This is a genomic window from Desulfovibrio sp. 3_1_syn3, from assembly GCF_000145315.2.
GTDB lineage: Bacteria > Desulfobacterota > Desulfovibrionia > Desulfovibrionales > Desulfovibrionaceae > Desulfovibrio > Desulfovibrio fairfieldensis.
The window spans coordinates 495,606-522,464 of record NZ_ADDR02000002.1; the positions used below are offsets into that span (position 1 = coordinate 495,606).

Consider the following 26,859-nt stretch of genomic DNA (forward strand, 5'->3'; position numbering starts at 1 on the left):
GTTGATGAGGGCTGTTTACCCCAGATGCAGGAGCAGCATGCCCGCGATAAGCAGGCCCATACCGGCGAAGGCGCAGGGCTTGAGGCGCTGGTTGAAGAAGAGCCAGCCGCCCAGCGAGGTGCCCAGAATGCCGAAGCTGCCCCACATGGCGTAGGCCACGGCCAGATCCATGTTTTTGACCGCCAGGGAGAGGCAGTAGAAAGCCAGGCCCACCAGAGCCAGGGCCGTGAAGCCTATCCAGCGGCGGTGGAACCCCTGGGAGCGCGCCAACAGCAGGTTGGCCAGAATGTCCAGAACAGCGGCCAGGATGACCAGCAGCACGGAAAAATTGAAAAAGGCGGCAGGGGCGTGCATCACGGCCTCCCTGCGCTCTGTGCGGCGTCCGTGCTTTCAGCGTCGGGGGAAGAACTGCGCCCGGCGTCATGCGGGCGCGGCTTCCGGCTTTCGCCGTGGCCCGTGCCGTGGTGCACCAGCAGGGCCCCGGCCAGCACGCAGATCAGGCCCAGAACGCGTTTGAAGGTCAGCGCCTCGTTCAGGATCAGCACGCTGGAAAGAGTGATCAGGGTCAGGCCCAGGCCTTCCCAGAAGGCGAAGGCCACGCCCACGGGCAGGCCGGTGGTGGAAAGCGCCAGCAGATAATAGGAAAGGCCGATGGCCAGCCACATGAGAAGCAGGCCCAGCAGAGCGGCATGGGCGAAGGTCCAGCCCTGGGCCAGCTTCATGACGGTGGTGCCGCCCACTTCCAGAGCAATGGCTCCCAGCAGGCAATACCAGTGAAACGGTTTGGTGGTCAGCATATAAAATTCCCCGCAAAAAAAATAGATGTGACAGGGGCCGCATGGCCGCGGCCTTTTCAGCCGGAGAATGGAAGATGCGGGTTTAGAGCAGGGAGCGCCAGCAGCGCTCTTCAGGAAAGCCGCAGAACAGGCGGCGGATGGGAAGGTTGATGGCATACATATTCAGATCATAAGCGTGGGCCGGGACTTTGGCAAGACGGCGGCCCTTGGCCGGCAGGGCAGACGCATCCAAAAAACGCGGCCAGTGTATTTCTAATTTAATTATTTAAAATAGTTAATACACGCTACGGAGTTGGGTAAAGCCACCTTTGCTCCGCCGGAGCGAAGCGTAGGCGGATGGCTGGTGCCGGGAGAATCCTAAAAACTAAGATTTTTCGGCGCTGGCAAGGAAAACGACAAAAAATAGGCGGGGTATCGGAGGGTAAGCCAACTAGCCAGAAAAGTTCAATTCTTTCTGAGAAATCAAGTAATTATCTAGAAAAAATTGAATATTTCTCTTGCGCTATTCCACTTTTCTGGCTACGGCAAACGAATAGCAAAAAACTTTTCTACTAGCAAGGACTTTAATCAGGGGTGGTCAGAAAAAAATGGCTCGGATCAAAACGCGCTATGTGGGGGTGTACTATCGCTTCGCCAAACACCGGATCATGGCGGACGGAAAACCCGATAAATGCTATGATATTCTCTACCATGCCAATGGTAAATATGTTTGGGAAAAAATCGGCTGGAGATCTGAAGGCTATTCCGTTCAAGACGCAATAACAATACGAGGCTTGCGTGTCAAAGCGGCTAGGCATCCGGAGTTGCTGCAAGAAGAGAAAACCCCACAATCTAGCGATGATAATGGCGATAATATAAAAATTTCTGACTTGTGGAATCAATATACCGAATTATATTTCCCTCATTTGAAAAATAAGCAATTCCCAAGTGTGATGTACAACAAATATATCAAGCCTGCGTTTGAAAATATCTCAGCCAGCTCAATAACAAAACTAGATGTAGAAAATTTTAAAAACTCTCTTCTTGAGTGTCATCAGAGAAATGGCTCCAACTTATCAAGATCATATATCAATAAAATAATTTCCCTTTTAGGACGTTTGATCAATAGAGGTATTGAATGGGATATGATTAACGTGGCAAAAAATCCAATATCTCATACATTATTCAGCGATGCGGATAAAAAGAGGGAACGATTTTTAACATCCTCAGAGGCCTCAAAAATACTTGATGGTTTGCGATGTATATACTGTGATGCTTATATTTTTGCCAAAATATCGCTTTTTACAGGTATGAGGATAAGTGAAATTGCAAGCATTAATAAGCAAAATATCAATATTGATGCAAGAATCGTTCATATTGAAGGTAAGACTGGCTTTCGTAGTGCATATATTCCGGACAACCTGATCTCTCTTTTTACAGGATTAAAGAACAGAGATCATCCTAAATATGGAGAAAGATGTTTTGACAAAGATGTAAGTACAATATCGCGTTATTTTAAAATGGTCGTTGACGCAATTGGCTTAAATTCTAATGTAGAAGATTCACGATATAAGGTTGTATTCCATACACTACGTCATACATTTTGCTCATGGCTCGCCATGAAAGGTGTTGCTCTTTACACAATTGGCGAGCTTGTAGGTCACAAAAAATTGGAAATGACAAAACGCTACGCCAAACTTTCTCCGGATACCAAACGTGACGCCTTAAATAAGATCAGCAATATGTTATGAAGTGGAGGGTGCGCCTTGGGCGCATCTTTCGCGTCATCGTTCCCTTCACTCCCGCGCTCCTTGTGCAGCTGCGACGGCCAGCCTGAGGCTGGCCGTCTCGCTTCCGCGTCCCCTTGGTCGTTTCGGTCACTCTGTCACGGAAGCGACCCTCATCGCCCGGAGCCTCTTCCAGGAGGAAGGGCTTGCGCTCAGACGCGCAACTTCCGTGCCGTCATTCCCGGCTTCGCTTCGCGCCGCCCTGGTCATTCCGTCACGGAAGCAGGCCCTCTTTTCCGGATTTTTCTCTTTTTTCTGGCGTTGACACGCCTTTGAGCGGATTCCCCCAAGGGGCTTCTTCACCTGGTGAAAGCCCTTGGGGGAATCCGCGTTAAAGACGGGTTCAACTCCAAAGGAAAAAACGCGAAAGGAGCAGAAAGATGAAGATCACGATCACAAACGATTTCCACGGCACTGCGGTAGAGGTTGTCCCTACTGAAACCTATACGCTGGAAAGTGGCCAGCCGTGCGCTGTGCTGCCATATACCGAATATCTACGAGCGAGGAAGGCGCTCTGCGGCATGCACGACTGTTCTTGCCTCAAGGTGCCCGGCACTGGTTTCGGAAGCGACGGCGTGAGATATGTCCTCAAGTTTGAGTAGCTAACATCTTGCCATCATCGGCCAGGGCGGCTCCAATGAGCCGCTTTGGTCATGCGTATGGACAGATACCATGAAAATAACTATATATAAACATCAGGAGGTCATATGACTGCGCTTGCTTTCGATACTCTGGCATACGCCAAGGAGATGGAGGCCGCTGGATTCTCCCGTGAGCAGGCCGAAGCCTTTGCCGCCGCTCAAGGTAAAATCCTGAAAGAAGCCTTTGCCGCCACGGAGTTGGCAACCAAGACCGACGTCAATGGTGTTCGCGTTGAACTGAAAGCTGAAATTCAGGATGTGCGCACCGAACTGAAAGCGGAAATTCAGGATGTGCGCACCGAAATGCTAAGACTTGAAAACAAGATGGAAGCCAACAAGCATGAAATCCTGAAATGGGTAATAGGCACGATGGTAGCCCAGACCGCGCTTATTGTGGCTGTCATCGCCTTCCTCAAGTAGCTCTCCCCGTAGATCAAGGGCGGTTCAACTCATGTGGGCCGCCTTTTGCTTTCTCCAGAAATTCCATATTGTGCACCGCGCTTCCTCGTTTGTGGCTATTCTGGCATGGTACGGCGCGCGGGGCCGGGAGCATCGGGCTCCCGGCCCATGCCATAAGATGAGGAGGGTGCGCCTTGGGCGCATCTTTCGCGTCATCGTTCCCTCCATACGGCGGCCAGCCTGAAGCTGGCCGCCTCGCTTCCGCGTCCCTTGGTCGTTTCGGTCACTTTGTCATGGTAGCAACCCTCATTGCCCGGAGCCCTTCATAGTTGAAAGGGGTTGCGCTCAGGCGCGCAACTTCCGTGCCGTCATTCCTGGCTTTGCTTCGCACCGCCCTGGTCATTCCGTCACGGAAGCAGGCCCTCCTTTCCGGATTCCTCTTTTTTCTGGCGTTGACACGCCTCTGAGCAGATTCCCCAAGGGGCTCCTTCACCCTGGTGAAAGCCCTTGGGGGAATCTGCGTTAAAGGCAGGTTCAACTCCAAGGAAAAAACGCGAAAGGAGCAGGACCATGAAGAAGGGTGATATTCTGGTGAGCAGTTGGGGATATGACCAGACCAATATTGATTTTTACGAAGTCGTGAAGGTTACGGAGAAGACCGCAACCCTGATTGAACTGAAGAGCAACCGAGTGGAGGACGGATATATGCACTACCGTGTAACGCCGATTCCGGGAAGCGGCCACGGCAAGCCTTTCCGCAGGCGTATCCTTGGCTGCTTGGAGGTTCCGGCCTGCCGGATCAATGACTCTGAGTTCGCCCGGTTGTGGGATGGAACGCCCAAGGCCGGAACGGCCTACGCCTGATCATGGTCAACGGGAGGCCTTGGTCTGCCGAGGCTTCCCACCAGTTCGATATTTTCATTTTTCAAAAGCAGATACCCACAAGGTTCCTTATTTCCAAGGAGCCTTTTTTATTATACGCATAATAGTATATTAATATATAAATCTCAATATATTGACTTTATAATTCATAACAAAACATGACATTTCATGATATATTGTTCCATCTTATAACATTTCATAATATCTTGTGACATCTTATTACATTTGTAATAAGATGTTATAAGATTTAAAAATCATAATATATCTTGACATAAATCGAAAAAGACAGGACAGGTAAAGTGGTACCACTTTTCAAGTGGCCACTTTACGTCCTGCCCCCTCAACGCCGGGGGTGGCTGGCTTACTCGCCTTCGGCTCGACGCTAAAAGCAGGGAACAAAAGGCATGGCGGAAGCGGAAGTTGAAAAGAGGCCCAGACGCACAGAGCAAATCAAAGCCTATGTGACGCTGGAAGAATTCGCTCTTATTATGGAGTCCAGTGACCGGGCCGGGCTGAGTCTGTCGGAGTTTGCCCGGCGTGTGTGCCTGGGCTTCCGGGTGGAGAGCCGGGAGGACCAGCAGGCTCGGCGGGAGCTGCTGAAGGTCAACGCCGATCTCGGGCGGCTGGGTGGCCTGCTCAAGCAGGCCCTGGCCACCGGCCATAAGGAACAGATTTACGGACTGCTCCATAAGATTGATCAGCTTCAGGCAAGCCTGAAGGCCAGGATCAGGGCGCTATGATCAGCAAGCGGATTCCGTGTGCCCCTCAAAATGATAACTACGCCCGGCTGGCAAAGTATATTGCCGCCGGGCGTGAACATGACATGCAACAGGAGCTGAGCGATGGACAACGGCACTATGATCCGCAGCGCCACTTTGAAACAGGTCAAGGACTTGCCGGAAACCGCATGCGTCGGCTGTCCGAATGCCGTCTGGCATCTTACTCGCAAGGACAGGAAAGAGGAGCTGCGGATTTTCTGCCTGCTGATGCACGCCTTGATCGACGCGCCGATGGCGGCATGCGACGGCACGCTGATCTTCCCGAAGATGTAAAGCCTGAAAAATGCCTTATGAGCTGGTGCGCCGGTTGCTGGGCCGGGGACGATTATGAGCTGGCCATCCAGGAAGTGGCCGATACCCAGGCGCTTAATATGCGCACCACCCAGGAGAAAACCTATCATCTGATTGTGAGTTTCCGGCCGGAAGATGAAACCAGGCTGACGCCGGAAACATTCAAGGCCATTGAGGAACGCTTTGCCCTGGCTTTGGGACTATCGGAACATCAGCGGCATTGCGGCGTCCACGTCAACACGGAAAACATGCACATGCACGTCGCTTATAATCTGATCCACCCGGAAAAGCTGACGCGCGTGGAGCCCTGGCGGGACTATATCAAACGCGACAAGCTCTGCCGGGAGCTGGAGAAGGAATACGGCCTTGTCATCGACAACGGCCGGGATAAGGCCCAGGAACAGGGCCTTGGTGAAAGGGCCGCAGCCGTGGAGGCGCACACCGGCCGACAGTCTTTTGAGGGCTACGCGCGCGACCAGGGCGAGGCCATTCTGGCCATATTGGAAAATGCGCGTTCCTGGGAGGACGTGCATTGCGCCTTTGCCCGGCATGGCCTGGAGCTGAAGCCGCGCGGGGCCGGACTTGTGGTCAAGGACCGACATGGGCGGCACATGGCCAAGGCCAGCGCCGTGCATCGGGATTTATCTTTGAAGAAGCTGGAAGCCCGGTTCGGAGCCTTCCAGTCATCCAGGGGAGTAATGCCGGAAAGCGAACGACGCTACGGCGCTGATCCGCTTCAGAAGGCACCGAACCGGAATCAGCTTTGGCAGGAGTTCCAGGAACAGCGCCAGGTCCAAAAAATAGGCCTGGAAGATATCCGCCGGAAGTGGGAACAACAGCGCATGGAATTACAGCGCAGGCCCATAGCGCGCAGGACCAGGGCGAATCTTATGAAAATGGTCCGCCAGTATGAAGCGGAAGAAATCCACGCCGCGCGCGTGGACCAGGGCGCGGGCAACTGGCTTGATTTTTTGCGGCAGAAAGCCGCCCAAGGCGACGAAAGCGCCCTGGCCGTCCTCCGGTCCAGAGAAGAAGAAGTCACGCCGGAGATAAGGCAGAGCCGCATGCAGGCCCGTTCGGCCTACCTGGCCAGCAAGACCGCAATCCTCGAGAATGCCGAGCTTTCCACCAAAACAAAAAACCGCCTCATCAGCGTCGCGCTGATGGAGAGCCTGGCCAGTGGAACCACGGCCAGAATCAGCAAACTCGGCAGTATTATTTTCACCCTGCCCGATGGAGAAAAAATTTGCGACACCGGGCGCAGCATCAGCTTCAGCGCTGAGGCCAGGGAAACAGCCCTGGATTATATGACTGCCAAGTGGGGCGTAAAGCGAAGGCGGGTGTCTCTGGACAGGGACACAGGCGATCTCGTGTACACGCTGGACAGTGGCCAGAAGATCTATGAGCGGAAGGGGCGGAATGTCTTTGAACGGCCCGCCGTTGTCCACCGGCAGCGCCGGCAAGAGCAAAGCCGGGGACAGAGCCAAGGGACGGAACGGTAGCACGAATTAATTTGCTGGGCAGATCCAGAACCATGTTGGCCAACTAACGCAACCTGTTGAATTTCTACAGAGCGGCTTTTTAGCCCGGTAACACGAAAAGTGAGACGGCCTGCCTATTGGCTGGCCGTCTCACTTTTCGTCACTTGAAGCTCAGCGTGACAACGATCTGTCCTGGTTTTTTTCCTGGCCCTTGCTTTGTCCCAAGGCTTGGGAGAGATGCAGCATATGTTCTTTATACACAGCCTTCAGACACTCCTGACGCCGTGAAAAGTAGAGCTTTTCCGCCGGCGTGGCATTTCCTTTGGCGTAATCGGATAAACGTCTGCACTGGGTTTTGACCAGGCTTTCCATGACGGTATCCATGACACGGGCCTTGGGCAAATTTTCCGGAGCATAGGTAGCCTGGAAATCCTCCCTGGCCGTCCTGGGGTTACTGACAATCCGCCAGCGCTCCATAATTTGCTTATGGCCGTTTTCCGATTTTTGGGCCAGATCTGTCCCGTACTCCCTGAAATCACGTTGCACGGCGAGTTTTTCCATAGCCAGCAACGTATCAAAATCTCTGGCTTTCAGTGCAAAAGCCATTTCAGAAGCAGCCTTTTGCAACTCCTTTGAGAGCCGCAATCCCGGTTTGGATTCTCTGATGCTTTTTAAAATGTCATCCGCCATATCCAATCGGTGAGCAAACTCAAGAGGCGAGCCAGTTTTCGCCATATTTTTCTACCGCAGTGGAAAGGTTTACGCCTTTTTCTATAAGCGCTTCAAGGCCCATGTGCTCTTTGAGCGTTTGAAGATATTCAGCCGGCAAAGGCAATGTACGATGGAGGGCGTCAGCCTCATCATCTTTTCCCTCATCAATAAGCGCCATAACCTGCTGTACGACTAATTTTCTTTCCTCTTCCGAAAAATGTTTCAAATTCGGTTCCGGCATTGTTTCCTCCAGATGTAGAAAACTTTTGACTAAACAAATATACGTGAAGGTCTGAAGAGCTACAAGCACCAGTCTGAATATATTTTTAAATATAAATATTTTTTCATGTAAAAAAATATTTACTTATTCATTTTTTAAAACATATCTGCCGGACACCACACCGATTTTTCCCGCAGCAACAAGCTGCTGTACGGTTCTTGGCCGCCACCCTGCGGGCACGTCATATTGAAGCAAAATCAGGCGCTCAAATCTTGACGCAATTGTTTGCGCCTTTTTGGCATCGTCTTTCCGGCAAAAGCGGGCAAAGGTGAGTCGAACTTTCTTTTGACCTGTGGCATCGCCACTATATGCACATTTGCGCCAAGGCCAGCGAGCCTCACGAGAGGATCAAACAGCTTGCCCATAATCGCAATAATTATTTTTCAACATGAATATTTTTATCCATTAAAAAATAATGTGTGTCATTTTTCCTCATGCGTATCCAGATAAGCCTCCAGGGACGCTCTGACCACATCCACTTCTTTGCATTCATGTTCAAACGCGAAACGCCGGAGCCGCTGGTTCAACTCTAAGGGAAGCGTGAAAGTTTTGGGCTTCACGGGTTCTCCCTTGGGTCTGCCTATTTTCTTTTCCGTGGTTTCAGGCTGGACTGCTTCCGTCGGCTTGAACAGATCGTCTACCGTGGGCGAGCCATCGAGCTTTACTCGCCGCTTTCCTCGATCACCAAGACCCATTTTTATATCCTTATTGTAATATTTTTTTATGTAAAAAAATAACTACTGATTTTTTACCCTAAGCATAAACTCCCTGGCAAGTGCCGCATAGTCCTGAGCGCCATAACTCTGGGAGCGATAGCCAAAAATACTCTGGCCATTGCTTGGTGCTTCCGCCAGTGCCACGTTATCGCGGATCACAGTTTTGAAAACCAAGTTTCCCCAGCGTTCTTGCAAACCAACCGCGACATCTCGGTTAAGCGATTTACGTTTGTCATAAAACGTGAGCAGGATTCCCAGAGTATGAAGACCGGGATTAAGATTTTCAACGACCCCTTGCATCGTTTCCTGGATCAGATCAAGCCCGGCCAAGGCATAGTATTCCGCCTGCACAGGGATCAGAACCCCATTGGCGGCGGTAAGGGCATTCACCGTAAGAAGTCCAAGGCTTGGAGGACAATCAATGATGGCGAAATCATAGTCAGCCTCCTTCAGGGCTTTTTTTAAAAGATTTTCGCGGCCCAACTTCGAGGCAAAGGCCAATTCCGCCACAGCCAAATCCCTGGTGGCAGGCAGCAAATCTATTCCCTTGGCCAGCGGAAGAATTACTTCCACCAGGCTCTTTCCTCCTCCAAGCACTTCATAAGCGGAACCATGCAAGTCTGGCTGAGTGAATCCGCAAGCGTCCGTTAGATTGCCTTGGGCGTCCAAGTCTATCAGCAACACTTTCTTTTTTTGCCCCAGAACCATTCCGAGATTGTGGGTTGTCGTTGTTTTCCCCACCCCACCCTTTTGGTTGGCCACAGCGCATATATACATGCGTATCCCCTTTTTTATGTAAAAAAATTATCATATTTTTATTTTTATCAATTGATATTTTTTTACATAAAAAATTGAATATGTAAATACATTTTTTAGGGATAAATACTGCCCATAACTCAAGGAGGGTTTATGAGCATTCAATTTCATGAGTTCCGTAAGAAGAAGCAGTGGGTAGTGACCTGGAGGAATCCGTGGACCGGAAAAAAACACACACAGGGCTTTGACGACGCCCCCACAGAGAAATGGGTAAATTGAGCAATATAACCGGACAGTACGCTATAGCTAGCTCAATCAGCATCTCCGTAAAAATTTTTAATAAATACAAATGGTACCACAGAATGTCTCTGGAGTTACAACAAGCATCCCAACATGGGCATCAATGGCATAAGCCCCGCCATGAGCCTGGCGCGGGTGTCATAGGCTCTACATGTATTTGTGCCTAAAAATGTAGGTGCGCTCGCGGCTTCTCACTAATCATGCAATGAAATCAGCATGATCCCAGAACACAACGAATGATGGATATCTTTTTTTATTTAAAATGTATACATAATTATGTATTTATTTTAAATAAATATTGACATAAAATACATAATTATGTATTCCATATATATGGATTTAGAACGATTTCTTGAGCAGGCTCACTATGTCTTTCTGGCAAGGCACGGCAAAAAGACCCAGGCTGAGGTTGCCAAAGCCATAGGGATTAAGCACCGGACCTACGTTGAGTATCTGCGTGGTGTGAATAAGCCGTTAGGAATGATTGCTTTGCTGAACTTGCTTAGCCAGCTTCCCGAACGGGATCTTGTTGATTTAATTAATGAATGGAAAGAGCAGAAATGAAGACTTTCATTGATTTGTTCGCGGGGCTCGGAGGGTTTCACCTAGGGCTTTCGAGGGCTGGGTACCAATGTGTGTTTGCATCAGAGATAGATGGCGACCTTGCGTCTCTTTATGAGAGAAACTTTGGACTAAGGCCAGTCGGGGATATAAGGAAAGTTGATGTAAATCACGTTCCCAAGCATGATGTTTTATGTGCAGGCTTTCCATGTCAACCATTTTCTTCTGCTGGAAAAAAGCAAGGAGCAAAATGCCCAAAGTCAGGGAGATTGATTAATGAAGTATTACGAATAGTTGAATTTCATCATCCAGAGTATATTTTATTAGAAAATGTTCCACAAATAATCACTATTCAAAATGGCGAATTCTGGAAACATGTGAATAGCTCTCTAGCACGCCTTGGATACCATGTTACCTACAAGATTTATTCTCCAAAACAATTTGGGATACCGCAGAACAGAGAACGCGTTTTTGTCGTGGCGAGCAAGCGTCATGCGATTGAGTTTGAGGATAGGCCGGAGATTGCGTGTGATGTTAATTCTATTCTTGTTCACGGCATAAAGCATAGGCTAGTAGAAGAGGCAAAAGTAGAGGCGCTGGAACACTGGCAGAAATATCTGGATAATATCGAATTTACTTACTGTCATACTGTATTGGCAGCAGAATTTGGGGCAACATACCCATTGACAGATTTAGGCTTGCTCCCAATAGGTGAGTTGGTAAAATATAGAGGTGCCTTTGGGATGTCTTTATGTGAGTGCAGATCACATGCGGATGTTTATGCAAGACTACCAGAGTATATTGCAAAAAAAAATGGAAAGATACCTGAATGGATAACTACTTCAATACGTAAAAGTCGGGAAATATATTCAAAAAACCAGGTATTTTTAGATGAATGGGTAAAAAGTATTCCCCCAAATACGAGCTGGCAAAAATTGGAATGGAGAGCAGAGCGAGGTAATTTAAATATATTTGAGAATATAATTCAGTTTCGAGCTTCTGGGATAAGGGTTAGTCGTCCCACGCATGCTCCATCATTAGTCGCAATGACCCCCACACAGATTCCTATTATTGGCAAATTCAAGAGATATCTTGCCCCCAAAGAAGCTGCAAAGCTCCAGGCTCTTGAAGGACTTCGTCACCTTCTTTCTGATAATACAAAATCCTTCAAGGCGCTTGGGAATGCGGTAAATGCAAAGATAATTTATTTTATTTCTAAAAAATTGGCCTGGGAATAACGCCACCCAATTCTTGTTGTAGATTCTTATTATTTAATATTTGGTCTGCGACAAGAAGGAAAAGGCCAATGTAATCCCCGAGTCCTTCAATTTTATCCCTAGTTAGTGAAGTAGTTGAGCCATGAGCCCCCAAGTGAGCTTGTTTTATATAAGTTTCGACATCCTTTTTCGATATTCCCTTGTATTGATTCAAAAGGTTCTTCTGTGATGAGGCGCTAGTTTGTTTGACGATAAGCTCTGCAATTTTATTACTATTGGGGTTTGAGTGAAGTAATCCATGTAATGCCAAAACAGCTTGTTCTGTGTTATGATATTGCACAGTACTGTCAAATTTTATATCTCTGGATATCCTAATTAAATAAAGCGGTATTTCAAAGCATGATCGTAATCCGCATGTGATAATTTCCATATACTCTTGTTGTTTATAGAGTTCATTAATTTGACTAACTAAATTCGGAAGAATAGGCCCCAATTGAAGACTATAAGATTCGTGAACAACATGGGGAATTAAGGGCTTGGAAATTTTTTCAATATTTGCCGGTTGAGCAGTAGGGATAATTATCAATTCTAGATTAGCATCTATCTTATTTGAATCATCATAAAAGTAATATGTAATATTGACTTTTTCAGATGGAAAGTTTCTTCTAAAATTTTGACTTTGTTGCTTTCCATCTATTTCAATTATTATATCAGTGTTTGGAACATTTTCCCCCTTACTGTTTGCTGCGAATTTTACATAATCAAGTAAATCTATATCTGCTTTAGCAAATACGTGGTCTACGTTTTTGTAAAGGGTAAGTATCGCCTTTTTTGGTCTTACTACAGGTCTTTTACTTTCAAGTTTCTTGTATTCATCTTCTGAAATCTCTATTGGATTAGCCTTTGCGCGATATGCCTCTGCCTGTTCTAGTAATTCTTTCACACCTTTCTGTTTTTTCAGTGTTTCAAGAAATAGAGTTTCATCTATTAAAAGATCTGTTTTGTTAACGCTGATAGGCTGCTCATTTAGGTGTAGCTCTGCAAAGACTCTTGATGGCGCGTGCTTGTTGGCTGTCCCAACAAGACTTATAGGGCGATAGGGTGCTGCAAAAAAACCTTTTAGTAATCGATTTTCTCGAAATAGCCTTAGCCCAGGGTTCTCTGTTTGACTTGATGTTTCAAGTAAGCACATCCTCCCCACGACTGGTTTGCCTTCAAATTTAAAATTAATATTTACTTCCCATTTCTTCTTTTTACCAATTGCATATAACGACTTTGTTTTATCAAAAAATTTTGCTTTTGGAAAAATTAATATATCCGGCTCCCTATACTTGTATAAGCGTTCATTATTGGGGCTGCTTAGACTTATATTATTGTAGTAAATTGACAGATTAAGCATAGGATTATCTACGTGCGTAAAAAGTTGGTATATATCTTGAATTTCAGACCATACGGCTTCAATGTGTGTCTGCGAAAGTTCTCTTCTCAATTTACTCAACACAATTGAGACGCCACGGCTATTCTTTTTTGCTTGCTGAGACCGTAATACTATTTGCTTTGTGTCGTTATCAATTAGTTCGTCAAGGTTGAAATCCGTAAAGTAAGTTACTTGTGAATCATATGGAGTACTAGTAACGGTAAATCTTGAGGCAAACCAAAAGGCAGCAGCTTTCATGCCAACCCCAAATTCACTCATGCCTGGAACTTCTTTTTTCTTAGCAAGCTCAAAAGATTTCTGAAAATCTTTTTTGAATATCCCTGCTCCGTTATCAGTTATTTCAACTTTGTTTTCTTTCTTGGTAAAAAACTTTATCTGGATATCTAAAGTTTTTTGATTCATTTTTTCTCTGTGTTCTAAAAATGCATGTAATGCATTATCAATGAACTCGCATAATGCTCTTGTCATCGTATAAGGAAAATTTTCAAATAAATTATATGTAATCATGCCAGGGGTAACATCTAAAAATTCATTCTCTTCGTTACGTGTTTCTTGGTTCATGACAGTTCCTTTCTGTGTGACTACAAAGTTATGATTGCATCGTTCTCTGCGAGTCTGCCAGCAGCAGAACGAATGGAGGCTTCACCCCCAATGACTTTTGTAGGCAGGGTGATAAATACCGTCTTCCGGCTTTTGGTATCCCTCGACAAAAGGCCTAGCGCAGATGTTCGCTACACTGGAAGTCCAAGCCTTTAAAATCGGTTCGTAGGGATTTCGTTTTTTGCGGATTTCGTAGAGCGTACCGAAGCATCAAAGAATATAGCTTGTATCAAATCAAAGCCCTTTGTTTACGCCAAAAAGAGAAAAGTTGCCCTGTGCAAATGGAAACTAATTTTAGCGTATTATAGCGTAAGGAATTACGGAACACAATTTGTTACCCTGTCACCTCCATCTTTTTTCCTATGGAGGGGTTTATCAAGGCTCTGTCATTTGCCCAGGCGTTGAATCTCGGATTGCAGCCCTGTGGTGCTGAACGCCCATACCGGAAGGAGAGCTTATCGCACGTCTGGGTTCCAGAATGTGGGGTACCTTTGCAAAATACCATGAGTGTGAGGTCCTATGGCATCCTGCTGTCGCACGCCCCGCGCCGCTGAGTACCCATGCGTCCAAGTCTATCAGCAACACTTTCTTTTTTGCCCCAGAACCATTCCGAGATTGTGGGTTGTCGTCGTTTTCCCCACCCCACCCTTTTGGTTGGCCACAGCGCATATATACATGCGTACCCCCTTTTTATGTAAAAAAATTATCATATTTTTATTTTTATCAATTTATATTTTTTTACATAAAAAATTGAATATGTAAATACATTTTTTAGGGATAAATACTGCCCATAACTCAAGGAGGGTTTATGGGCATTCAATTTTATGAGTTCCGTAAGAAGAAGCCGTGGGTAGTGACCTGGAGGAATCCGTGGACCGGGAAAAAACATACGCAGGGTTTTGATGACGAAGCCCTGGCCGTGGCGTTTGAAGCGGCGCAAGCGGAAATTGCGGCCAAGGAAAGGGCCTTGCTCCGAAAAGCCCGTAAGCAGAAAGCCAGCCAGAGCCGGATCAGCGTGAAAGATCTGCTGGAAAGTTATTTCCGGCTGGCGCACTCGAATCCCGTCACCATCAGACAGGCCCGATACCATGCCAGCCATATCGTTTCCGCGTTCGGGCACCGGCTGGCCAGTCAGCTCAATCGGCAAGACATTCTCAATTTTTCGGAAGCGCAGCATTTGCGCGGTATCGCCCCGATCACCGTCAATCGCCGCGTGAGCATCCTCCGCGCTGCTCTGAATTGGGGGACGAAGAATGGGCTGCTGCCTGAAAACCCTTTGTTTGATCTCCGGCTTCCCCGAGCACGTGCCCGGCGCATCGCACCGCCCACGGCCAAGGAGGCCAGAGCTTTGCTGAAGACAGCCGCGCCGCATGTGCAGCGCGTCATCATTCTGGGGCTATGTGCCGGGCCGCGCATCGGCCCCAGCGAACTATTCCGTCTGGAGTGGAAAGACGTTGATCTGGCTAATGCCATGCTACGCATGCCCAGCGCTCAAAAAAACCACCTTGAGGACGGACGCGACATTCCAATCCGCGCCGATCTGATCCCAATTCTGCAAGCATGGTGGCGGCATGATTCGGGCCAAGGCATCCGGTATGTCATTTCCTGGGGGGGCCGACCCGTGCGCAGCATTTGCCGGGCATGGCATACCGCCCTGGCGCGAGCCGGTATCGCCCGGCGTATCCGCCCATACGATCTCCGCCACGCATTCGCCACCTATACCCTGGCCGGCAGCGCCGACATCGGCAGTGTGGCCAACCTCATGGGGCATCTGGATGCCTCGATGATCCTCAACACCTACCAGCATGTCCAGGATACTCAGAAACGCGCGGCCGTTGAGGCCGCGCCCGACATCCTGGGCCTGGCCGGAAGTACCCGCGCGAAGCGGCTGCCGGGGATTTAAGAAAACGCTTCCGGGTGCGCCCGCAGGCGCATCTTCCGCGCCAGGACTGGCCAGCGGCGGCTGTTTCTTTGTGCAGCTCCGTGCGCTTGCGTACTCGCTTCCGCAGTCACAGCCGCCGCTGGCTGGCGTTCTGTCACGGAAGCAGACCCGTGGCGTTTTTTAGCTTCTCATTGGGCTACGCCCATTATCGAGCTGGGGGAAAGGGCCCGCTTTCGGCAAAACCCTTTCCCCCAGCTCGAAAAGGCTGGGCTACTCCAAAAGGAGATTCCAATGTTGGATCAAAAAGAAATCAGCAAAGTGAAAGTTGAAGAGGGTCAGATGACTGAGGCCATTACCAGCTATTTCGGATTTAAAGCGTACGTTGTTGAAATCAATACATATGCGATGCTGGATATGCTTTCTCCTGATTATCATGGAGGATCATGGAATTTTTACAAATTAAGCAATGGTGGATTTTATATGGCCCCATCAAAAAAAAGGACATACCGCATTCTTTGCAATGAAAATGAATATGATGGAACGATGACGTCTGATGCTGCCCGCTGAAGATATGTCGCGCATGGCATGCCCCTGAGGTGAGCCTAATTCAGCGCTGTTCCCCCCGTGCCCACGCAGAAACAGCCCCCTCAAATCCGGCACCTGGCCGCCGAGAACCGCAAACAGTTCCGAGTATGCGCCGCACTGGCCAGAAAACGGCCTATGGCCGGGCGCGGATCAGGTAACGAACAGCGGTGTTCACGGGGCGATTCTCCGCTGCTGTGGGCACAACGCGTGAGATGTCTATGTGATGAAAAGCAGTTGCATAATGGGCTGCGGATGGAAGCATATAACCTGATTGCCCATTCCGGTATACAATCCCTGATGAACCGGCATCAATAGACGGACCAATTGTTCCGGTAACATTTCTCGTACCGTCGCCCTGTACTTGCCCTAGGGCTCCAGAACTGTGCGTGGTGGACGTAATGCCCACGGTCGTGCCGTTGTTCTGGATGTGGTCCTGTGAGCCATGCCCCCTGAGAAATAACCCCCTCAGATCGGGCACCTGGCCGCCGACAAGCGCGGACAGTTCCGAGTAAACTGACGGTGATATGCTTTGTCCGTTACATTCCAGCCAGTTATCCATATCTTCCGGATTCGTCGCAACTGGCCATGCGACGATGGTCCCGACAGGGACTCCGCCGGAGCCTTTGGCCTTAACCTCCACCCTCGTGGGGTCAAAGCTGGTGGCGTCCGCGCCGTGGATCGGAGAAGACGCCAGAAGGGGCAGCAGAAAGAGCCAGAGGAGCAAGTGGATGGTTCTGAATTTCTGGAACATGACGATCTCCTGAAAAAGGGCCAGCCTGCCGGCCAGGCTGGCCCTGGATAGTGTTACTTGCTCAGGGCCTCCACGACATGGGCCGCATGCGCGCAGGCCTCAGCCTTGAGCAGAAACGTCGCGTCGGCGTCATCGCCTTTTTCCCCCTTGGGCAGCTTCAGCCCGGAGATGGTCAGATCATCAGCCAGAGCAAAGGCCAACTCCTGCTCACCGTCCACGGCCAGCAAGGCCATTTTGGTGATCCGCAGTCCTTCTTCGAGGGCCGTGGCCACAGCTCCTTGATTGTTGACGACAACGACATGGGCCTTGTCTTCCTGCTGTTCCGGCGTGGCCAGCGTCACGGAGTAGCCGTTGGCGCTGACTTCCGTGCCGCCATCCACGGGAATGCTTTCCCGGAACGCCCTGGAGAACAGTGCCGCCATATCCGCCTTGGGCGATACGGGCGTGGGAGTGACGCCGAAGGTTTTGTTAAACAGCTCCAGCAAGATGGCCAGGACTCCTTCTGAAGCCGTGGAGACGTAAAGACGCTGCGCGCCCAAATCCCAGATGCAGTCTGTCAGGGACGGGATAAAATCGGCCTTGGAAGTGACCGTGGCCGTGATGGCCTCTTTCAATTCCTTTTTCCTTTTGCCGGAAATCTTGCCGTCGCCGGCGGCGGCCTCCTCCTTGAGGGCTTCCGCCAGGCGTATTTTGATGGCCGCACTGGAGGGCTTGCGCTCGTCGATCCGCAGAGAAAAGGCCAGGAATCGGCCGAAGTCGATGCCGAAGCTGAAATCCAGGTCAAGCGGATCACCGAGGCCGACCCAGCCGATGCGTTTGCCGTCAGGGCCGGGAGTGGGCGTGAAGGCGTATTTCCGCAGCTTGTCGGAATCGGGTTCTTTGGCCTGAGCCTCAAAAACTTTCATTGCCGTGGTAGAACTCATAAAACCGGACATTGTTACTCCTTTCAGTGTTTGGGGGGATTGTCATAATCAGGGGAACCGTCGTCCTTGGCCCAATAGCGGACTTTACACTTGGGGTAGCCGGAGCAGCCGAACCAGACCCCGCCGTTTCTTGTAGGCCTGGGCACCAGGGGCTTGCCGCATTCTTTGCATTTGTATTCTGACAAGGCCGGAGCCTCACGGGCTACGGGCTTGCCGTCCACATTGTCGTATTTCGCGCCGCAGCCCTTGTCGGAGCAGGCGAAGAAGTCATACTGGCCGGAACCGTCTTTTTTCGTACCTTTGAGGTGCTGAAGAGGCTTGCCGCACTTTTCGCAGGGAAAATCCGTCAGTTCCGAAGCCGCCTTCTCCCGCTTGGGGCCGGGCCGACCATTGTCATCGGCAAAGGTAGCGCCGCAGGCCTTGCAGCCCCAGAAATTCCAGCCTTTTTCCCTGGAGTGGATATGACGGAACTGCTCCCGATCACCGCAGGCCGGACAAGGGACGGCATGCGCCTGGACGAACTTGCCCAGCTCTTCCATGAGCTGGGCATGAAACACGCCGACGCATTCCACATAACTGACTTTACCACCGGCCACGTCATCAAGGCGTTCTTCCATATGGCTGGTGAAATCCAGATCCAGAAAGCCGAATGCGCCCACCAGGGCGTCCACCAGCTTTTCCCCGCGCGGCGTGGGCACGAGAAAGCCTTTTTCTTCTTTCACATAGGCTCGTGACGTGATGTTTTCCATGATGGCGTCATAGGTGGCCGGACGGCCGATGCCGCGCTTTTCCATCTCGCGGACCAGCGAGGCCTCGGAGAAGCGGGAGGCGGGTTTTGTCTTTTTCGTCTTCACTTCGCCCCGGATAGCCGTAGCCTGGCATCCGGCCTTGAGGTCCGGCACAGCGTTGTCCGGCTCAGCTTCTTCAGCGTCCGCCAGAGAGGCGTCCGCCAGCATGACCACCTTCCAGCCCTGTTCCCTGAGCGTCCGGCCTTTGGCCTCAAACACGGCCTTTTTGCCGTCCACGTCGCCGGCAAGCCTGGCCACGCGCACGTCAAAGACAGCATCCGCAAGCTGGCTGGCCAGCGTCCGAATGCGGATCAGACGGTACAGGGCTTTCTCATCGTCCGTTTCTCCGGCCTCTTCCACATCCACATGCGTGGGGCGGATGGCCTCATGGGCCTCCTGCGCGCCGGCCTTGCTCTTCCAGGTGCGCGGCTTGGCCGGCAAGGGCCAGCTCTGGGCGTCGCAATACGCCCGGATCTCGGCAATGGCGCTTTCGCTCAAATTGGGGCTGTCCGTGCGCATATAGGTGATATGGCCGGCCTCATAGAGCTTCTGCGCCAGCTCCATCGTCTTCTTGGGTTTGAACTTCAGCGCATTGCTGGCCGCCTGCTGCATGGAAGACGTGGTGAAAGGCGCGGGCGGGGCCGTGCGGCTTTCCTTCTCTTCGCAGGAGAGAATATCCAGGGTCCGCAGAGCCGCGATTTTTTCAGCCGCGGACTTGTCCAGGAAATACTCCTGGCCCTCCTCCAGCCAGCCTTCCTTGGGCAGCCAGGCCGCCTTCCAGCCGTCGGAGATGTTTTCCACGGCCTCGAACAGAAGTTCCACGCCGAAATGTGTGGTGGAGACAAAGGACCGGATGGCCCGTTCCCGCTCCACCACGAGCCGGACAGCCGGACTTTGCACCCGCCCGGCGGACATTTTTTCTTCCCGCACCGCCCGGCCCAGCGGCCCGGAAACCTTGTAGCCGCACAAGCGGTCAAGAGCCCGGCGCGCTTCCTGGGCGTGGACGAGGTTCATGTCAATGTCACGCGGGCTCGCCAGTCCGGCCTGAACCTCCTGGGGAGCGATGGCCGTATAGGTCACGCGCTTATATGTCTTCAGCCCAAGGGCATCTTTCAGGTGCCAGGCAATCCCTTCCCCTTCCCGATCCGGGTCAGAGGCCAGAAACACGTCATCAGCGTCCTTGACCAGAACGGCCAGCTTTTTCAGCACATCCGGCTTGGTTTCCGTGTATCGGAGCGTGAAATCCGGCGGTTCCAGGCCATAGCCCTGGTTCGGCAAATCCCGTACATGGCCGCAACTGGCGGCGACGCGCCACTCCGCTCCCAGAATGCTTTGCAGCTTTTTGATCTTGCCGGGGCTTTCCACAATCAGCAGTTTCATCGGCTCAACTCCCTGCCCTGATCCCTGCCGCGCTCCATGCCGGTTTGACGCTGGACGGCCTCAAGGCCGCGCGCCTGGTGCAGATCATTGAAGTCGGTCAGGCCCTGGGCCTTTTCCTTGTCGGTGAACGTGGGCACCTTGACCTTGCCGTTGACCTTTTGCGCCGCCAGCCTGGCCTTTTCCACGCCCACGTTGTAGGGCTTGCCGTCCCTCTTCATGGAGTGATCATTATCCGCGCAGATGGTGATGGCGGCGTTGGGGTATTTGGCGCGGATGGCTTCCGCCACAGGGATCAGATTGCCGGAGTCAAAGGCGACCGCCACGGGCTTGCCCGTGGCCATGTGCAGGGAAGCGCCGGTGGCGTAGCCTTCGCAGAGGACAATTTCCCCCTGGGACAAGTCCTTGCCGGCAGCGCCGAGCAGATGGAAGTTGCCTTTTTTCTCAATGCCCGTGGCAAAGGCCTTCTGACCATCCGGTGCGATGGCCTGAAAACCACGTAATTCACCGTCGATATTCCGCAGAGGAACAATCAGGTTCCCTTGATCTTCCTTGAGGCCGAAGGCTTCCACGCCTTTTTTCTCCAGATAGGGAGACGAGGCGGCCGGGCTGAAGCTGTCCCACATGCCCTTGCAGCGCTGGGCGGCGGCATCGTGCTCCCTGGCGCGTTCGGCTTCCGCCGCCCGAAGCCGCGCGGCCCGTTCCCGCTGCTGCCGTTCACGTTCCGCCGGCGAGAGTACGACGCCGGTGGCCACGAGCTTTACCTTCTCGCCGGTGACATGGTTTTGCGCCCAGCCGGCGGGAATGCCGTCGCCGTGGAGGCAATAGCTTCCGTCCATGCCCTGGCCGTTTTTGGAAAGCAGGGGAACGCGGTGGATTTTACCGTCCAGTTCCGGAAGCCGGCCTTTGAGGTCCAGGCCCATATCCGCCAGCTTGCGGGCAAACTCTTCCTGCGGAGAGAGATTTTCCACCGGCGTGGTACCCCTGGCACCGGCAAAAGCCTGCTCAAGCGGCGTCATGAAACGCCGCAGAGGCGCGAGGTCCGTTCCTTCAGGCGCATACCACTGCTTTTGTCGGCCGTCCCAACGGGCTCCAAGGGCCTTGGCGGCCTCCTTGTCTTTGTAGGCCACATGAAGATAGGTTTTTGCCAGGGCCGGGTCTTGCGCCGGGCCATCGGAGGGCGCGGCCATGCCTACGTCCGGGGCATCCCGCTCCGCTTGCCTTTCCTTGGAAAATTCTTTGTTCATTTCCAACCCCAGAACATAGTCGCGGATATGCTCCGCATCCCGGCAGGCGCGCATGATTTCCAAGGGGTCGTCCTCCAGAATATGTACCCAGGACTTCACATAGGCCACATGTTGGCCGGGATCATGGCCCACGCCGATGTCCTGGCCGATCATCCAGGAGGAGATTTCCGCGCGTAGCTCTTCCTTGGCGTAGGCATGGGTGCCGAAGGGGCCAAAAACCCGATTCATACGGCTTTCATGGCCGGTCCAATGCCCAAGTTCATGCAGGGCCGTGGCGTAATACTTGTCTCCCTGGTCGAAACTGTCTTTGGGCGGTAAATGGATTTCGTCCGTCCAGGGACGATAAAAAGCGCGGTCATGCTGGTCATGCGTGATAACCGCGCCGGAATTGGTCAGCACGGCCTCGGCCTTTTCCTGCGGATCCCATGCAAAGGCTTTTTCGTGTTCCGGAAGCGGAGGGAAATTCTCCACCTGCTGCGCGTTGAAAACGCGCGCCATGCGCATGACAGGCCGTTCCAGCGACACGGTTTCACGCACGGGCTTGCCGTCTTCACCCAGGACCGGCTGTTTATTCTCATCCAGCTTGTCCTGTTCCTTTGTGAACTGGTAATAGACCACGGCCGTGGAGCGGCTGCCCGCCTTGATACGGTAGCCCGCGTCATTGGCCTGTTTCAGCGTCATCCAGCGCGGATCTTCATAGCCGGCCATCGCCAGATGCAGACGATTCACCCCCTTGTAGACCGTGCCGGAAAGAGGATTGCGCGGTGCAAGGTTCTGGGCCGGCGTCCAGGGCTTCTGCCAGGGAGCCGTGCCTTCCTCCAACATTTTGATGACCTTGCCGGCGAACTCCTCATGAAACGGAATCCGCTCTTTCTTATCTTCGGCCATCTTCCTCTCCTTCAGCCGCAAGAAGGGCGTCGTCCAGGATATCCTTCAGCGTCAGGGCGTCGTCCGGGAAAGCTCCCATACCTTCCGCCAGTTCAGGGTCAAGGGGCACGGCCAGGCCGTCCTGGGCCTGGTTGAAAGCATCCGTGGCCGCAGCATTCAGTTCTTCCTTGTTCATGACAGTTCCTCCAGGGCTGAAGCTCTCCACTTCAGAAGTTGAGTATTCACTGTTGATAAAATGGCCGCCTGTTCCTGATCATCCGCTGCGATGCCTGATACATGGTTGCGCAGGGCGGCAATGAGTTCAGAGTATAACAGCGTCCTGTTTTCCTCTTTGCATTGCCGCATCAGGCAGGACAAAATACTCTGAAGCCGTTCCCTTGCCTGTTGTGTCCAGTAATCATCCACGCTTTCCCTGAAAACATTGTCCATGAACAGCGCGACATCCTCTTGTTCATGGACTGTTCCAGCGCGGATGAAGGACATCTGATCACGATTTTTTTCCGTCATATCCGTCCTCTCTCCATAGTTTGATTAGAAGGTGCATACAGGCACGACCCTGGTCATGCCGGCCAAAGGAACGAGCCCGAAGAAACGGCCGTCAAAGCTGCCCGGATGCCCTGCCAGGGCCAGGGCCAGGCCGTCTGGGATCACGCCGGCGCGCAGCGAGCTTTCCGGCAACGGACGGTCCATACTGTCGTTACGCCTGGCCGGAGCCAACCAGACGTGGGCCGATCCGGCGGCGGACTTGATCTGTATGCCGTCAGGCGTGACCGTGACGGCATCACCGGGAAGCCCGGCCAGGCGTTTGAGCAAAGGCCGAAGTCCTGAAGGACAGGAGCCCGCCCCAAGGTAGCCGCGCTCCCTGGCCAGAGAGGTCCAGACCGGAGACTCCAGGCAAAAGGCGACGAGATCGCCGCGCTCCGGAGCGCCGGGCGCGATGCGGTAAATGCCTTTGGGCAGGGATGGCGTCGGGTTGAAACGGAGCCCCGCGCGATGCAGCAGCGGCAAAAGCAGAAAGAAAGCGGCAACAACGGCCAGCAGCGCCTTCATGGCCGCTCCTCCAGAAAGCTCTCGAAGCTGGCGGGCCGGACTTGCGCCGGCGCATCCAGCGGCTTTTCCTCCTGGGGTTTTTCCACCGGAGAAAACCATTCCACAGGGCGGGGAAAATACAGGGAATCCGTGATGCCGGCGGGATACTCCTCCGAAACGCCCGGCGCGGGCATCCTGGCGCGCTGCGAGAACGTGGGATCCTTGAAATACAGGATCTGCATTCCGAAAATGGGATACTGCCCGGCGGTCAGAATCAGCATGTCGCCGGGCTTGGTGATCTTGCCTTCACTGTCCTTTTCCGGGCTGCGCAGACGTCCACACTCATCCGGCGTCAGCAGAGGCCGGGCCGTTTCCGCCATATTGATGGAGCGGGTGCGCCCGCCCCTGCCGATGGAAATGGAGGTTTTCTTTTCCACCACCGTGGTCTTGCCGACCAGCTTGGAAAGCATCTCCGCAGTTTCCGACTTGTTGGGCGCATAAGCGATGCGCACATGGCAGTTGGCCATGATGGAGTTTTCCTTGCTGTACTCCTTGTTCAACTGTTCCGGATCCTGGACGATGATATATATCTTGCCGCCATAGCCGGCGATATAGGCGATGGCCTTTTCCATAATGGGCAACTTGCCCAGGCTGGTGAACTCGTCCAGCATGAGCAGAAGGCGGTGTTTGTAGCCCGCCTTACTGCTTCCGTCGGCAAACTCCATCTTGGCGCAGACGCGCCGGATAATCAGGTCCAGCATGAGCCGTATCAGCGGCCGCACCCGGTCTATGCCGTCCGGCGGCATCACCAGGTAGAGATCCACGGGATTGTCGGCATTCATGAGATCATGGATATGGAAATCGGATCGGGCCGTATTGATGTTGATGATGGGATCGCGGTAGATGGCCATGTTCACCAGGGCGGAAGACAGGACGCCTGATGCCTCGCTTTCCGCCTTGGAGGCCATTTCCCGCGCGGAGCTGGCGATAAAGATATGACAGGCATCGCCCACGCGCGCGTCAGCGTCCGGGGCGAACTCACGGAACAGCTCCGCGTGATCCGTGCCCATCATCTCATCCAGCAGCTCCGTAGTGGTGCGATCCGGATCAGACATCATGATGGTCAGTTCCTGGAGCGTGGGCATGCGGCCCTCCTTGTGCCGCACCATGACGCAGCAATGCAGGATCAGACCTGAGAAAAAGGCAAAGGCCGCCTTGGTCCAGTGGTCCGCCATGCCCTTGCCGTCGGGATCCACCAGCATCAGCGCCATGTTCTGCACGTCCTGGACGGCTTCCAGTTGTGCCAGGCGGACTTCATCCAGGGGATTGAAAGCGCAGCCGGATCCGGAGGAATCCGCAGGCGCAAAGCGCAGCACCGTATGTCCCTGAGACTTGCGCCAGCCGGAAGTCAGCGCCCAATTCTCTCCCTTGATGTCCAGTACGAGGCTGGACCCCGGCCAGGACAGCAGCGTGGGCAGGATCAGGCCGACGCCTTTGCCGGAGCGCGTGGGCGCGAAGCAAATAACGTGTTCCGGGCCGTTGTGGCGAAGATAGCGCAGGGTGTTTTTGCCGGCGTCGAACCAGCCCCCCACATAGACGCCCTTGCCGCCGAAATAGCCCATGCGCCTGATCTCGTTTTCCCGCGCCCAGCGTGCCGAGCCATGCAGGCTCCTGTTGCCCTTCAGTCGCCGGAAGGCCAGCACGCAGATCATGGCGAACATCAGCGGCACAATGAAAAATGCCTGGCCGACCGTCATGGCGTTGTCCATGACCACCGGGGAAATGCCTTCCCAGGTAAAGATGCTCCAGGGCGCGTAAACCGGGATGCCGAAAAGATTAAACCACGGCCGGCCCAGGGCCGACTGGAAGCCGTAGTCCGAGGCCGCCTTCAGCGTGGCCATGCTCATGCCCAGCAGCGCCAGCGCCGGCAGCAGGAGCAGCAGCCACCAGGGCGCGGCTCTGCGCCTGGGCGTTGATTCCTGAAGTCCGTATTCCTGTTGCGCCATGCTTCTCTCCAATAAAAACGTGTTACCGGGGATAACTGCCGCTGTGTGAAATTTCAGCGGGTTACTTGTATGGCCAGCCTGGTTCTGGATCTGCGACCGAAAGACCCTTTGTGTTACGCGGCGATCTTTTCCTTCCGGCAGGATTGCAGCGTCTGCGCGAAAGCCTGCCGGTAGGCATCCAGCAATTTTTTTGCGACGGCAGCGGCTTTTCGGGAAACGGCGGAATTGTGCGCGCCACGGTGCTGATCAAGGCTCACGCCATCCTTGCCGTTCAGCCATATGCCCAGAGTAGATCTTGTCCCGTCGGGCTCCTTCAGGGCGAAGACCCGGTATGTTCCCTGATGGCAGTGGACCGCATAACTGCTGATGCAGTGCGACATTTCAGAACCCTCCTCGGCCAGGGCCTTGCTATCCGTCAGCGGCGTACAGGCCACGCCGTCAATAACGGTTTCCGGGAGAAGCGAGTCCCATTTCAGGCGTTTGTCTTTTCCTTCCGGACGTTGAATTGCGACACGTCTGTGCCAGTCTTCAGATCTGCGCAGCAGGGAGGCCCATGAAGAATTTCTGTCCGGCAGGCCCTGCGCGAAGCCTTCCGCATGGAGGTAGTCCGCCATGAGCGTGAGATCCGACTCCGGATCATTCCGGAGCCATCGCCGCATGGCGGCAAAACCCCTCTCTTTCCATATCTGCGCGCAGTGCTTCAGAAAAACGCGGTAGAGCTGTCGCACAAGAGGCGACCCGGCCGGGAACCTGGTTCGGTTTGAAAAGCGGATGAGTTTCACATAGGCACAGACCGGCGCATGGATGCCGGCGCAATTGGCCAGGGCCAGATCCTCGATGACCGGGTTGTTTTTCACGCCCGCCCATTCGCGGACAATGAGCGACGAAGCTCTGGACAGCCAGCGCCATGGCGCGGCCGACTCGAAGCTGCGTAGTCTGTACCCCCAGCAGCATTCAGGCTGGACAGGCCTGCGGTCCAGGGCCGTGCTTTTTCTTCCGTCCCTGACCCAGAGCTTGCGTGAAAAAAGGTCATTCCGGCCCCATTGCTGCGGGTTAATCTCTCTCAGAACCGGAAGGAGGTTTCGGTGCTCTGCGGCCACCTTCAGTAGCGCCGGACGATGCCGGACATATTTCAGGTAGCCCGCAACGGTCCATTTGCGCCAATCCATGGCGAGCAAGGCGGAAAGCATCTCGCGGTCCACAAAATGATCCCACCAGACGGCCCGCAAGGCTTTGGCCCCGGAATCCGTGGAGGCATTCGTGAGCAGGCCCTGGCTCCTATGGAATTCGCCCTTCCGATTCCGGATCTCCCCGCCGAAGTATTTTCTGAAGAGAGCTCTGTATACTCTGGAGCTGGGCGCGCCGTTTTCTCCCGTCTCAGGGAGATCGTCGGCTCCGGCGGCGCGAAGAGCCTTGCCCAGAGCGTCCTTGCAGAGCCAGAAGCCCCAATCAAGCGAACGCGTCTTTTCCCCAATGGGGGCAAAGGGGATATCCGGCCATTTGTCCAGGTTGTCCGTTTCAAGCCACTCCCCGTTGCGCAGGTCGAATTCGAAGGTATGCAGCGCGCCATCCATTTTCCGCTCGATCCGCCAGAGATTGTAGATCGTCAGACGTTTCAGGCCGTTTTCATCAGAAAAGCGGCACATGCGGAGCAGCTTGTATCTGATGATGAAGTCTTTCGCCCGGCGGTAGACTTCCAGCAGATCCTTCCGCCCGAAAAGGGTGGAACGGGCTTTCTTCTCTGCACAGGATCCGTTCATGACAGATT

27 protein-coding genes and 1 pseudogene are annotated in these 26,859 nt (G+C 52.9%); 10 read left to right on the forward strand and 18 right to left on the reverse strand.

Features of this window, described 5'->3' with window-relative positions; genetic code table 11:
* Nucleotides 1-15: 15 nt before the first annotated feature.
* The 3 genes from HMPREF0326_RS13370 to HMPREF0326_RS17015 form a co-directional block, all read right to left on the reverse strand.
* Nucleotides 16-354, reverse strand: coding sequence for an SMR family transporter (locus tag HMPREF0326_RS13370; RefSeq protein ID WP_008685793.1), 339 nt, complete (start codon nucleotides 352-354; stop codon nucleotides 16-18).
* Nucleotides 354-797 carry a DMT family transporter gene (locus tag HMPREF0326_RS13375; RefSeq protein ID WP_008685792.1) on the reverse strand — a complete coding sequence of 148 codons (444 nt, stop codon included), beginning with the start codon at nucleotides 795-797 and terminating at the stop codon, nucleotides 354-356. The genes HMPREF0326_RS13370 and HMPREF0326_RS13375 overlap by 1 nt, the downstream gene beginning before the upstream one ends.
* A gap of 82 nt (nucleotides 798-879) precedes the next feature.
* Complete coding sequence (locus HMPREF0326_RS17015; protein WP_008685791.1) at nucleotides 880-1,029, reverse strand: hypothetical protein; 150 nt, start codon at nucleotides 1,027-1,029, stop codon at nucleotides 880-882.
* A gap of 415 nt (nucleotides 1,030-1,444) precedes the next feature.
* On the opposite strand from HMPREF0326_RS17015, the gene HMPREF0326_RS16360 reads away from it, so the two are divergent.
* From HMPREF0326_RS16360 to traI, 6 genes are all read left to right on the forward strand, one after another.
* Entirely contained in the window at nucleotides 1,445-2,527 is a 1,083-nt protein-coding gene (locus HMPREF0326_RS16360) for a tyrosine-type recombinase/integrase (RefSeq protein ID WP_198012627.1), read from the forward strand.
* A gap of 416 nt (nucleotides 2,528-2,943) precedes the next feature.
* Nucleotides 2,944-3,165 carry a hypothetical protein gene (locus HMPREF0326_RS13380; RefSeq protein ID WP_008685788.1) on the forward strand — a complete coding sequence of 74 codons (222 nt, stop codon included), beginning with the start codon at nucleotides 2,944-2,946 and terminating at the stop codon, nucleotides 3,163-3,165.
* 105 nt (nucleotides 3,166-3,270) lie between these two features.
* Complete coding sequence (locus HMPREF0326_RS13385) at nucleotides 3,271-3,624, forward strand: DUF1640 domain-containing protein (RefSeq protein WP_008685787.1); 354 nt, start codon at nucleotides 3,271-3,273, stop codon at nucleotides 3,622-3,624.
* A gap of 549 nt (nucleotides 3,625-4,173) precedes the next feature.
* The gene (locus HMPREF0326_RS13395; RefSeq protein WP_008685786.1) at nucleotides 4,174-4,467 is read left to right on the forward strand and encodes a hypothetical protein; all 294 of its coding nucleotides are present in this window, start codon (nucleotides 4,174-4,176) and stop codon (nucleotides 4,465-4,467) included.
* A gap of 422 nt (nucleotides 4,468-4,889) precedes the next feature.
* Complete coding sequence (locus HMPREF0326_RS13400; protein ID WP_008685785.1) at nucleotides 4,890-5,225, forward strand: plasmid mobilization protein; 336 nt, start codon at nucleotides 4,890-4,892, stop codon at nucleotides 5,223-5,225.
* Nucleotides 5,222-7,057 (forward strand): TraI/MobA(P) family conjugative relaxase, encoded by a 1,836-nt coding sequence (gene traI / locus HMPREF0326_RS16365; RefSeq protein ID WP_332248638.1) that lies wholly within the window; start codon nucleotides 5,222-5,224, stop codon nucleotides 7,055-7,057. Before HMPREF0326_RS13400 ends, traI begins: the two co-directional genes overlap by 4 nt.
* A gap of 150 nt (nucleotides 7,058-7,207) precedes the next feature.
* Here the strand turns inward: traI and HMPREF0326_RS13415 are convergent, their stop codons facing one another.
* The 4 genes from HMPREF0326_RS13415 to HMPREF0326_RS13430 all read right to left on the reverse strand — a co-directional run bounded on the left by HMPREF0326_RS13415 (nucleotide 7,208) and on the right by HMPREF0326_RS13430 (nucleotide 9,520).
* Complete coding sequence (locus tag HMPREF0326_RS13415) at nucleotides 7,208-7,726, reverse strand: hypothetical protein (protein ID WP_008685782.1); 519 nt, start codon at nucleotides 7,724-7,726, stop codon at nucleotides 7,208-7,210.
* Nucleotides 7,727-7,745: 19 nt separating this feature from the next.
* On the reverse strand, nucleotides 7,746-7,988 hold the full coding sequence (locus HMPREF0326_RS13420; RefSeq protein ID WP_008685781.1) for a hypothetical protein: 243 nt from the start codon (nucleotides 7,986-7,988) through the stop codon (nucleotides 7,746-7,748).
* A 461-nt stretch (nucleotides 7,989-8,449) separates the two neighbouring features.
* Nucleotides 8,450-8,722, reverse strand: a complete 273-nt coding sequence (locus HMPREF0326_RS17020; protein WP_008685780.1) for a hypothetical protein — start codon at nucleotides 8,720-8,722, stop codon at nucleotides 8,450-8,452.
* A 42-nt stretch (nucleotides 8,723-8,764) separates the two neighbouring features.
* The gene (locus tag HMPREF0326_RS13430) at nucleotides 8,765-9,520 is read right to left on the reverse strand and encodes a ParA family protein (protein ID WP_008685779.1); all 756 of its coding nucleotides are present in this window, start codon (nucleotides 9,518-9,520) and stop codon (nucleotides 8,765-8,767) included.
* A gap of 612 nt (nucleotides 9,521-10,132) precedes the next feature.
* Between HMPREF0326_RS13430 and HMPREF0326_RS13435 the strand changes: the two genes are divergently transcribed.
* Both HMPREF0326_RS13435 and HMPREF0326_RS16370 read left to right on the forward strand, forming a co-directional pair.
* A complete protein-coding gene (locus tag HMPREF0326_RS13435) occupies nucleotides 10,133-10,363 on the forward strand; it encodes a hypothetical protein (RefSeq protein ID WP_035073709.1) in 231 nt (76 codons plus the stop codon).
* On the forward strand, nucleotides 10,360-11,598 hold the full coding sequence (locus tag HMPREF0326_RS16370) for a DNA cytosine methyltransferase (protein WP_020990624.1): 1,239 nt from the start codon (nucleotides 10,360-10,362) through the stop codon (nucleotides 11,596-11,598). The genes HMPREF0326_RS13435 and HMPREF0326_RS16370 overlap by 4 nt, the downstream gene beginning before the upstream one ends.
* Here HMPREF0326_RS16370 and HMPREF0326_RS16375 read toward each other — a convergent pair.
* Both HMPREF0326_RS16375 and HMPREF0326_RS16380 read right to left on the reverse strand, forming a co-directional pair.
* On the reverse strand, nucleotides 11,576-13,576 hold the full coding sequence (locus tag HMPREF0326_RS16375; RefSeq protein WP_020990625.1) for an ATP-binding protein: 2,001 nt from the start codon (nucleotides 13,574-13,576) through the stop codon (nucleotides 11,576-11,578). The genes HMPREF0326_RS16370 and HMPREF0326_RS16375 overlap by 23 nt on opposite strands.
* Before the next feature lie 603 nt (nucleotides 13,577-14,179).
* A pseudogene (locus tag HMPREF0326_RS16380) lies at nucleotides 14,180-14,292 on the reverse strand (ParA family protein); the annotation flags it as partial.
* A gap of 131 nt (nucleotides 14,293-14,423) precedes the next feature.
* Here HMPREF0326_RS16380 and HMPREF0326_RS13440 point away from each other — a divergent pair.
* Both HMPREF0326_RS13440 and HMPREF0326_RS13445 read left to right on the forward strand, forming a co-directional pair.
* Nucleotides 14,424-15,518, forward strand: coding sequence for a tyrosine-type recombinase/integrase (locus tag HMPREF0326_RS13440; RefSeq protein WP_020990626.1), 1,095 nt, complete (start codon nucleotides 14,424-14,426; stop codon nucleotides 15,516-15,518).
* A 270-nt stretch (nucleotides 15,519-15,788) separates the two neighbouring features.
* Entirely contained in the window at nucleotides 15,789-16,064 is a 276-nt protein-coding gene (locus tag HMPREF0326_RS13445; protein WP_020990627.1) for an antirestriction protein, read from the forward strand.
* A gap of 151 nt (nucleotides 16,065-16,215) precedes the next feature.
* Here the strand turns inward: HMPREF0326_RS13445 and HMPREF0326_RS13450 are convergent, their stop codons facing one another.
* From HMPREF0326_RS13450 to HMPREF0326_RS13490, 9 genes are all read right to left on the reverse strand, one after another.
* Complete coding sequence (locus HMPREF0326_RS13450; RefSeq protein ID WP_020990628.1) at nucleotides 16,216-16,833, reverse strand: phage tail protein; 618 nt, start codon at nucleotides 16,831-16,833, stop codon at nucleotides 16,216-16,218.
* A gap of 53 nt (nucleotides 16,834-16,886) precedes the next feature.
* On the reverse strand, nucleotides 16,887-17,768 hold the full coding sequence (gene rdgC, locus HMPREF0326_RS13455) for a recombination-associated protein RdgC (protein WP_008685771.1): 882 nt from the start codon (nucleotides 17,766-17,768) through the stop codon (nucleotides 16,887-16,889).
* 11 nt (nucleotides 17,769-17,779) lie between these two features.
* Nucleotides 17,780-19,924: a type I DNA topoisomerase gene (gene topA, locus HMPREF0326_RS13460; RefSeq protein ID WP_008685770.1), complete on the reverse strand. Its 2,145-nt coding sequence runs from the start codon at nucleotides 19,922-19,924 to the stop codon at nucleotides 17,780-17,782.
* Entirely contained in the window at nucleotides 19,921-22,056 is a 2,136-nt protein-coding gene (locus HMPREF0326_RS13465; protein WP_008685769.1) for a zincin-like metallopeptidase domain-containing protein, read from the reverse strand. Before HMPREF0326_RS13465 ends, topA begins: the two co-directional genes overlap by 4 nt.
* Nucleotides 22,043-22,231 (reverse strand): hypothetical protein, encoded by a 189-nt coding sequence (locus HMPREF0326_RS13470; RefSeq protein ID WP_020990629.1) that lies wholly within the window; start codon nucleotides 22,229-22,231, stop codon nucleotides 22,043-22,045. The genes HMPREF0326_RS13465 and HMPREF0326_RS13470 overlap by 14 nt, the downstream gene beginning before the upstream one ends.
* On the reverse strand, nucleotides 22,228-22,563 hold the full coding sequence (locus HMPREF0326_RS13475; RefSeq protein ID WP_008685767.1) for a hypothetical protein: 336 nt from the start codon (nucleotides 22,561-22,563) through the stop codon (nucleotides 22,228-22,230). Before HMPREF0326_RS13475 ends, HMPREF0326_RS13470 begins: the two co-directional genes overlap by 4 nt.
* A 24-nt stretch (nucleotides 22,564-22,587) precedes the next feature.
* Nucleotides 22,588-23,106, reverse strand: coding sequence for a conjugative transfer signal peptidase TraF (gene traF, locus HMPREF0326_RS13480; protein ID WP_008685766.1), 519 nt, complete (start codon nucleotides 23,104-23,106; stop codon nucleotides 22,588-22,590).
* Nucleotides 23,103-25,091: a type IV secretory system conjugative DNA transfer family protein gene (locus HMPREF0326_RS13485; RefSeq protein ID WP_008685765.1), complete on the reverse strand. Its 1,989-nt coding sequence runs from the start codon at nucleotides 25,089-25,091 to the stop codon at nucleotides 23,103-23,105. The genes traF and HMPREF0326_RS13485 overlap by 4 nt, the downstream gene beginning before the upstream one ends.
* A gap of 113 nt (nucleotides 25,092-25,204) precedes the next feature.
* Nucleotides 25,205-26,851, reverse strand: a complete 1,647-nt coding sequence (locus HMPREF0326_RS13490) for a PcfJ domain-containing protein (protein ID WP_008685764.1) — start codon at nucleotides 26,849-26,851, stop codon at nucleotides 25,205-25,207.
* Nucleotides 26,852-26,859 lie beyond the last annotated feature (8 nt).

Coding starts and splice junctions, on each gene's coding strand:
- traI (WP_332248638.1), top strand. CDS start 5,222: ATGATCAGCAAGCGGATTCCGTGTGCCCCTCAAAATGATAACTACGCC.
- HMPREF0326_RS13485 (WP_008685765.1), bottom strand. CDS start 25,091: ATGGCGCAACAGGAATACGGACTTCAGGAATCAACGCCCAGGCGCAGA.
- HMPREF0326_RS17020 (WP_008685780.1), bottom strand. CDS start 8,722: ATGGGTCTTGGTGATCGAGGAAAGCGGCGAGTAAAGCTCGATGGCTCG.
- HMPREF0326_RS13375 (WP_008685792.1), bottom strand. CDS start 797: ATGCTGACCACCAAACCGTTTCACTGGTATTGCCTGCTGGGAGCCATT.
- HMPREF0326_RS13435 (WP_035073709.1), top strand. CDS start 10,133: ATGGATTTAGAACGATTTCTTGAGCAGGCTCACTATGTCTTTCTGGCA.
- HMPREF0326_RS13420 (WP_008685781.1), bottom strand. CDS start 7,988: ATGCCGGAACCGAATTTGAAACATTTTTCGGAAGAGGAAAGAAAATTA.
- HMPREF0326_RS13370 (WP_008685793.1), bottom strand. CDS start 354: ATGCACGCCCCTGCCGCCTTTTTCAATTTTTCCGTGCTGCTGGTCATC.
- HMPREF0326_RS13400 (WP_008685785.1), top strand. CDS start 4,890: ATGGCGGAAGCGGAAGTTGAAAAGAGGCCCAGACGCACAGAGCAAATC.
- HMPREF0326_RS13395 (WP_008685786.1), top strand. CDS start 4,174: ATGAAGAAGGGTGATATTCTGGTGAGCAGTTGGGGATATGACCAGACC.
- HMPREF0326_RS16370 (WP_020990624.1), top strand. CDS start 10,360: ATGAAGACTTTCATTGATTTGTTCGCGGGGCTCGGAGGGTTTCACCTA.
- HMPREF0326_RS13415 (WP_008685782.1), bottom strand. CDS start 7,726: ATGGCGGATGACATTTTAAAAAGCATCAGAGAATCCAAACCGGGATTG.
- HMPREF0326_RS13445 (WP_020990627.1), top strand. CDS start 15,789: ATGTTGGATCAAAAAGAAATCAGCAAAGTGAAAGTTGAAGAGGGTCAG.
- rdgC (WP_008685771.1), bottom strand. CDS start 17,768: ATGTCCGGTTTTATGAGTTCTACCACGGCAATGAAAGTTTTTGAGGCT.
- HMPREF0326_RS13380 (WP_008685788.1), top strand. CDS start 2,944: ATGAAGATCACGATCACAAACGATTTCCACGGCACTGCGGTAGAGGTT.
- HMPREF0326_RS13465 (WP_008685769.1), bottom strand. CDS start 22,056: ATGGCCGAAGATAAGAAAGAGCGGATTCCGTTTCATGAGGAGTTCGCC.
- topA (WP_008685770.1), bottom strand. CDS start 19,924: ATGAAACTGCTGATTGTGGAAAGCCCCGGCAAGATCAAAAAGCTGCAA.
- HMPREF0326_RS13475 (WP_008685767.1), bottom strand. CDS start 22,563: ATGACGGAAAAAAATCGTGATCAGATGTCCTTCATCCGCGCTGGAACA.
- traF (WP_008685766.1), bottom strand. CDS start 23,106: ATGAAGGCGCTGCTGGCCGTTGTTGCCGCTTTCTTTCTGCTTTTGCCG.
- HMPREF0326_RS13440 (WP_020990626.1), top strand. CDS start 14,424: ATGGGCATTCAATTTTATGAGTTCCGTAAGAAGAAGCCGTGGGTAGTG.
- HMPREF0326_RS13490 (WP_008685764.1), bottom strand. CDS start 26,851: ATGAACGGATCCTGTGCAGAGAAGAAAGCCCGTTCCACCCTTTTCGGG.
- HMPREF0326_RS16375 (WP_020990625.1), bottom strand. CDS start 13,576: ATGAACCAAGAAACACGTAACGAAGAGAATGAATTTTTAGATGTTACC.
- HMPREF0326_RS13385 (WP_008685787.1), top strand. CDS start 3,271: ATGACTGCGCTTGCTTTCGATACTCTGGCATACGCCAAGGAGATGGAG.
- HMPREF0326_RS13450 (WP_020990628.1), bottom strand. CDS start 16,833: ATGTTCCAGAAATTCAGAACCATCCACTTGCTCCTCTGGCTCTTTCTG.
- HMPREF0326_RS16360 (WP_198012627.1), top strand. CDS start 1,445: ATGGCGGACGGAAAACCCGATAAATGCTATGATATTCTCTACCATGCC.
- HMPREF0326_RS13470 (WP_020990629.1), bottom strand. CDS start 22,231: ATGAACAAGGAAGAACTGAATGCTGCGGCCACGGATGCTTTCAACCAG.
- HMPREF0326_RS13430 (WP_008685779.1), bottom strand. CDS start 9,520: ATGTATATATGCGCTGTGGCCAACCAAAAGGGTGGGGTGGGGAAAACA.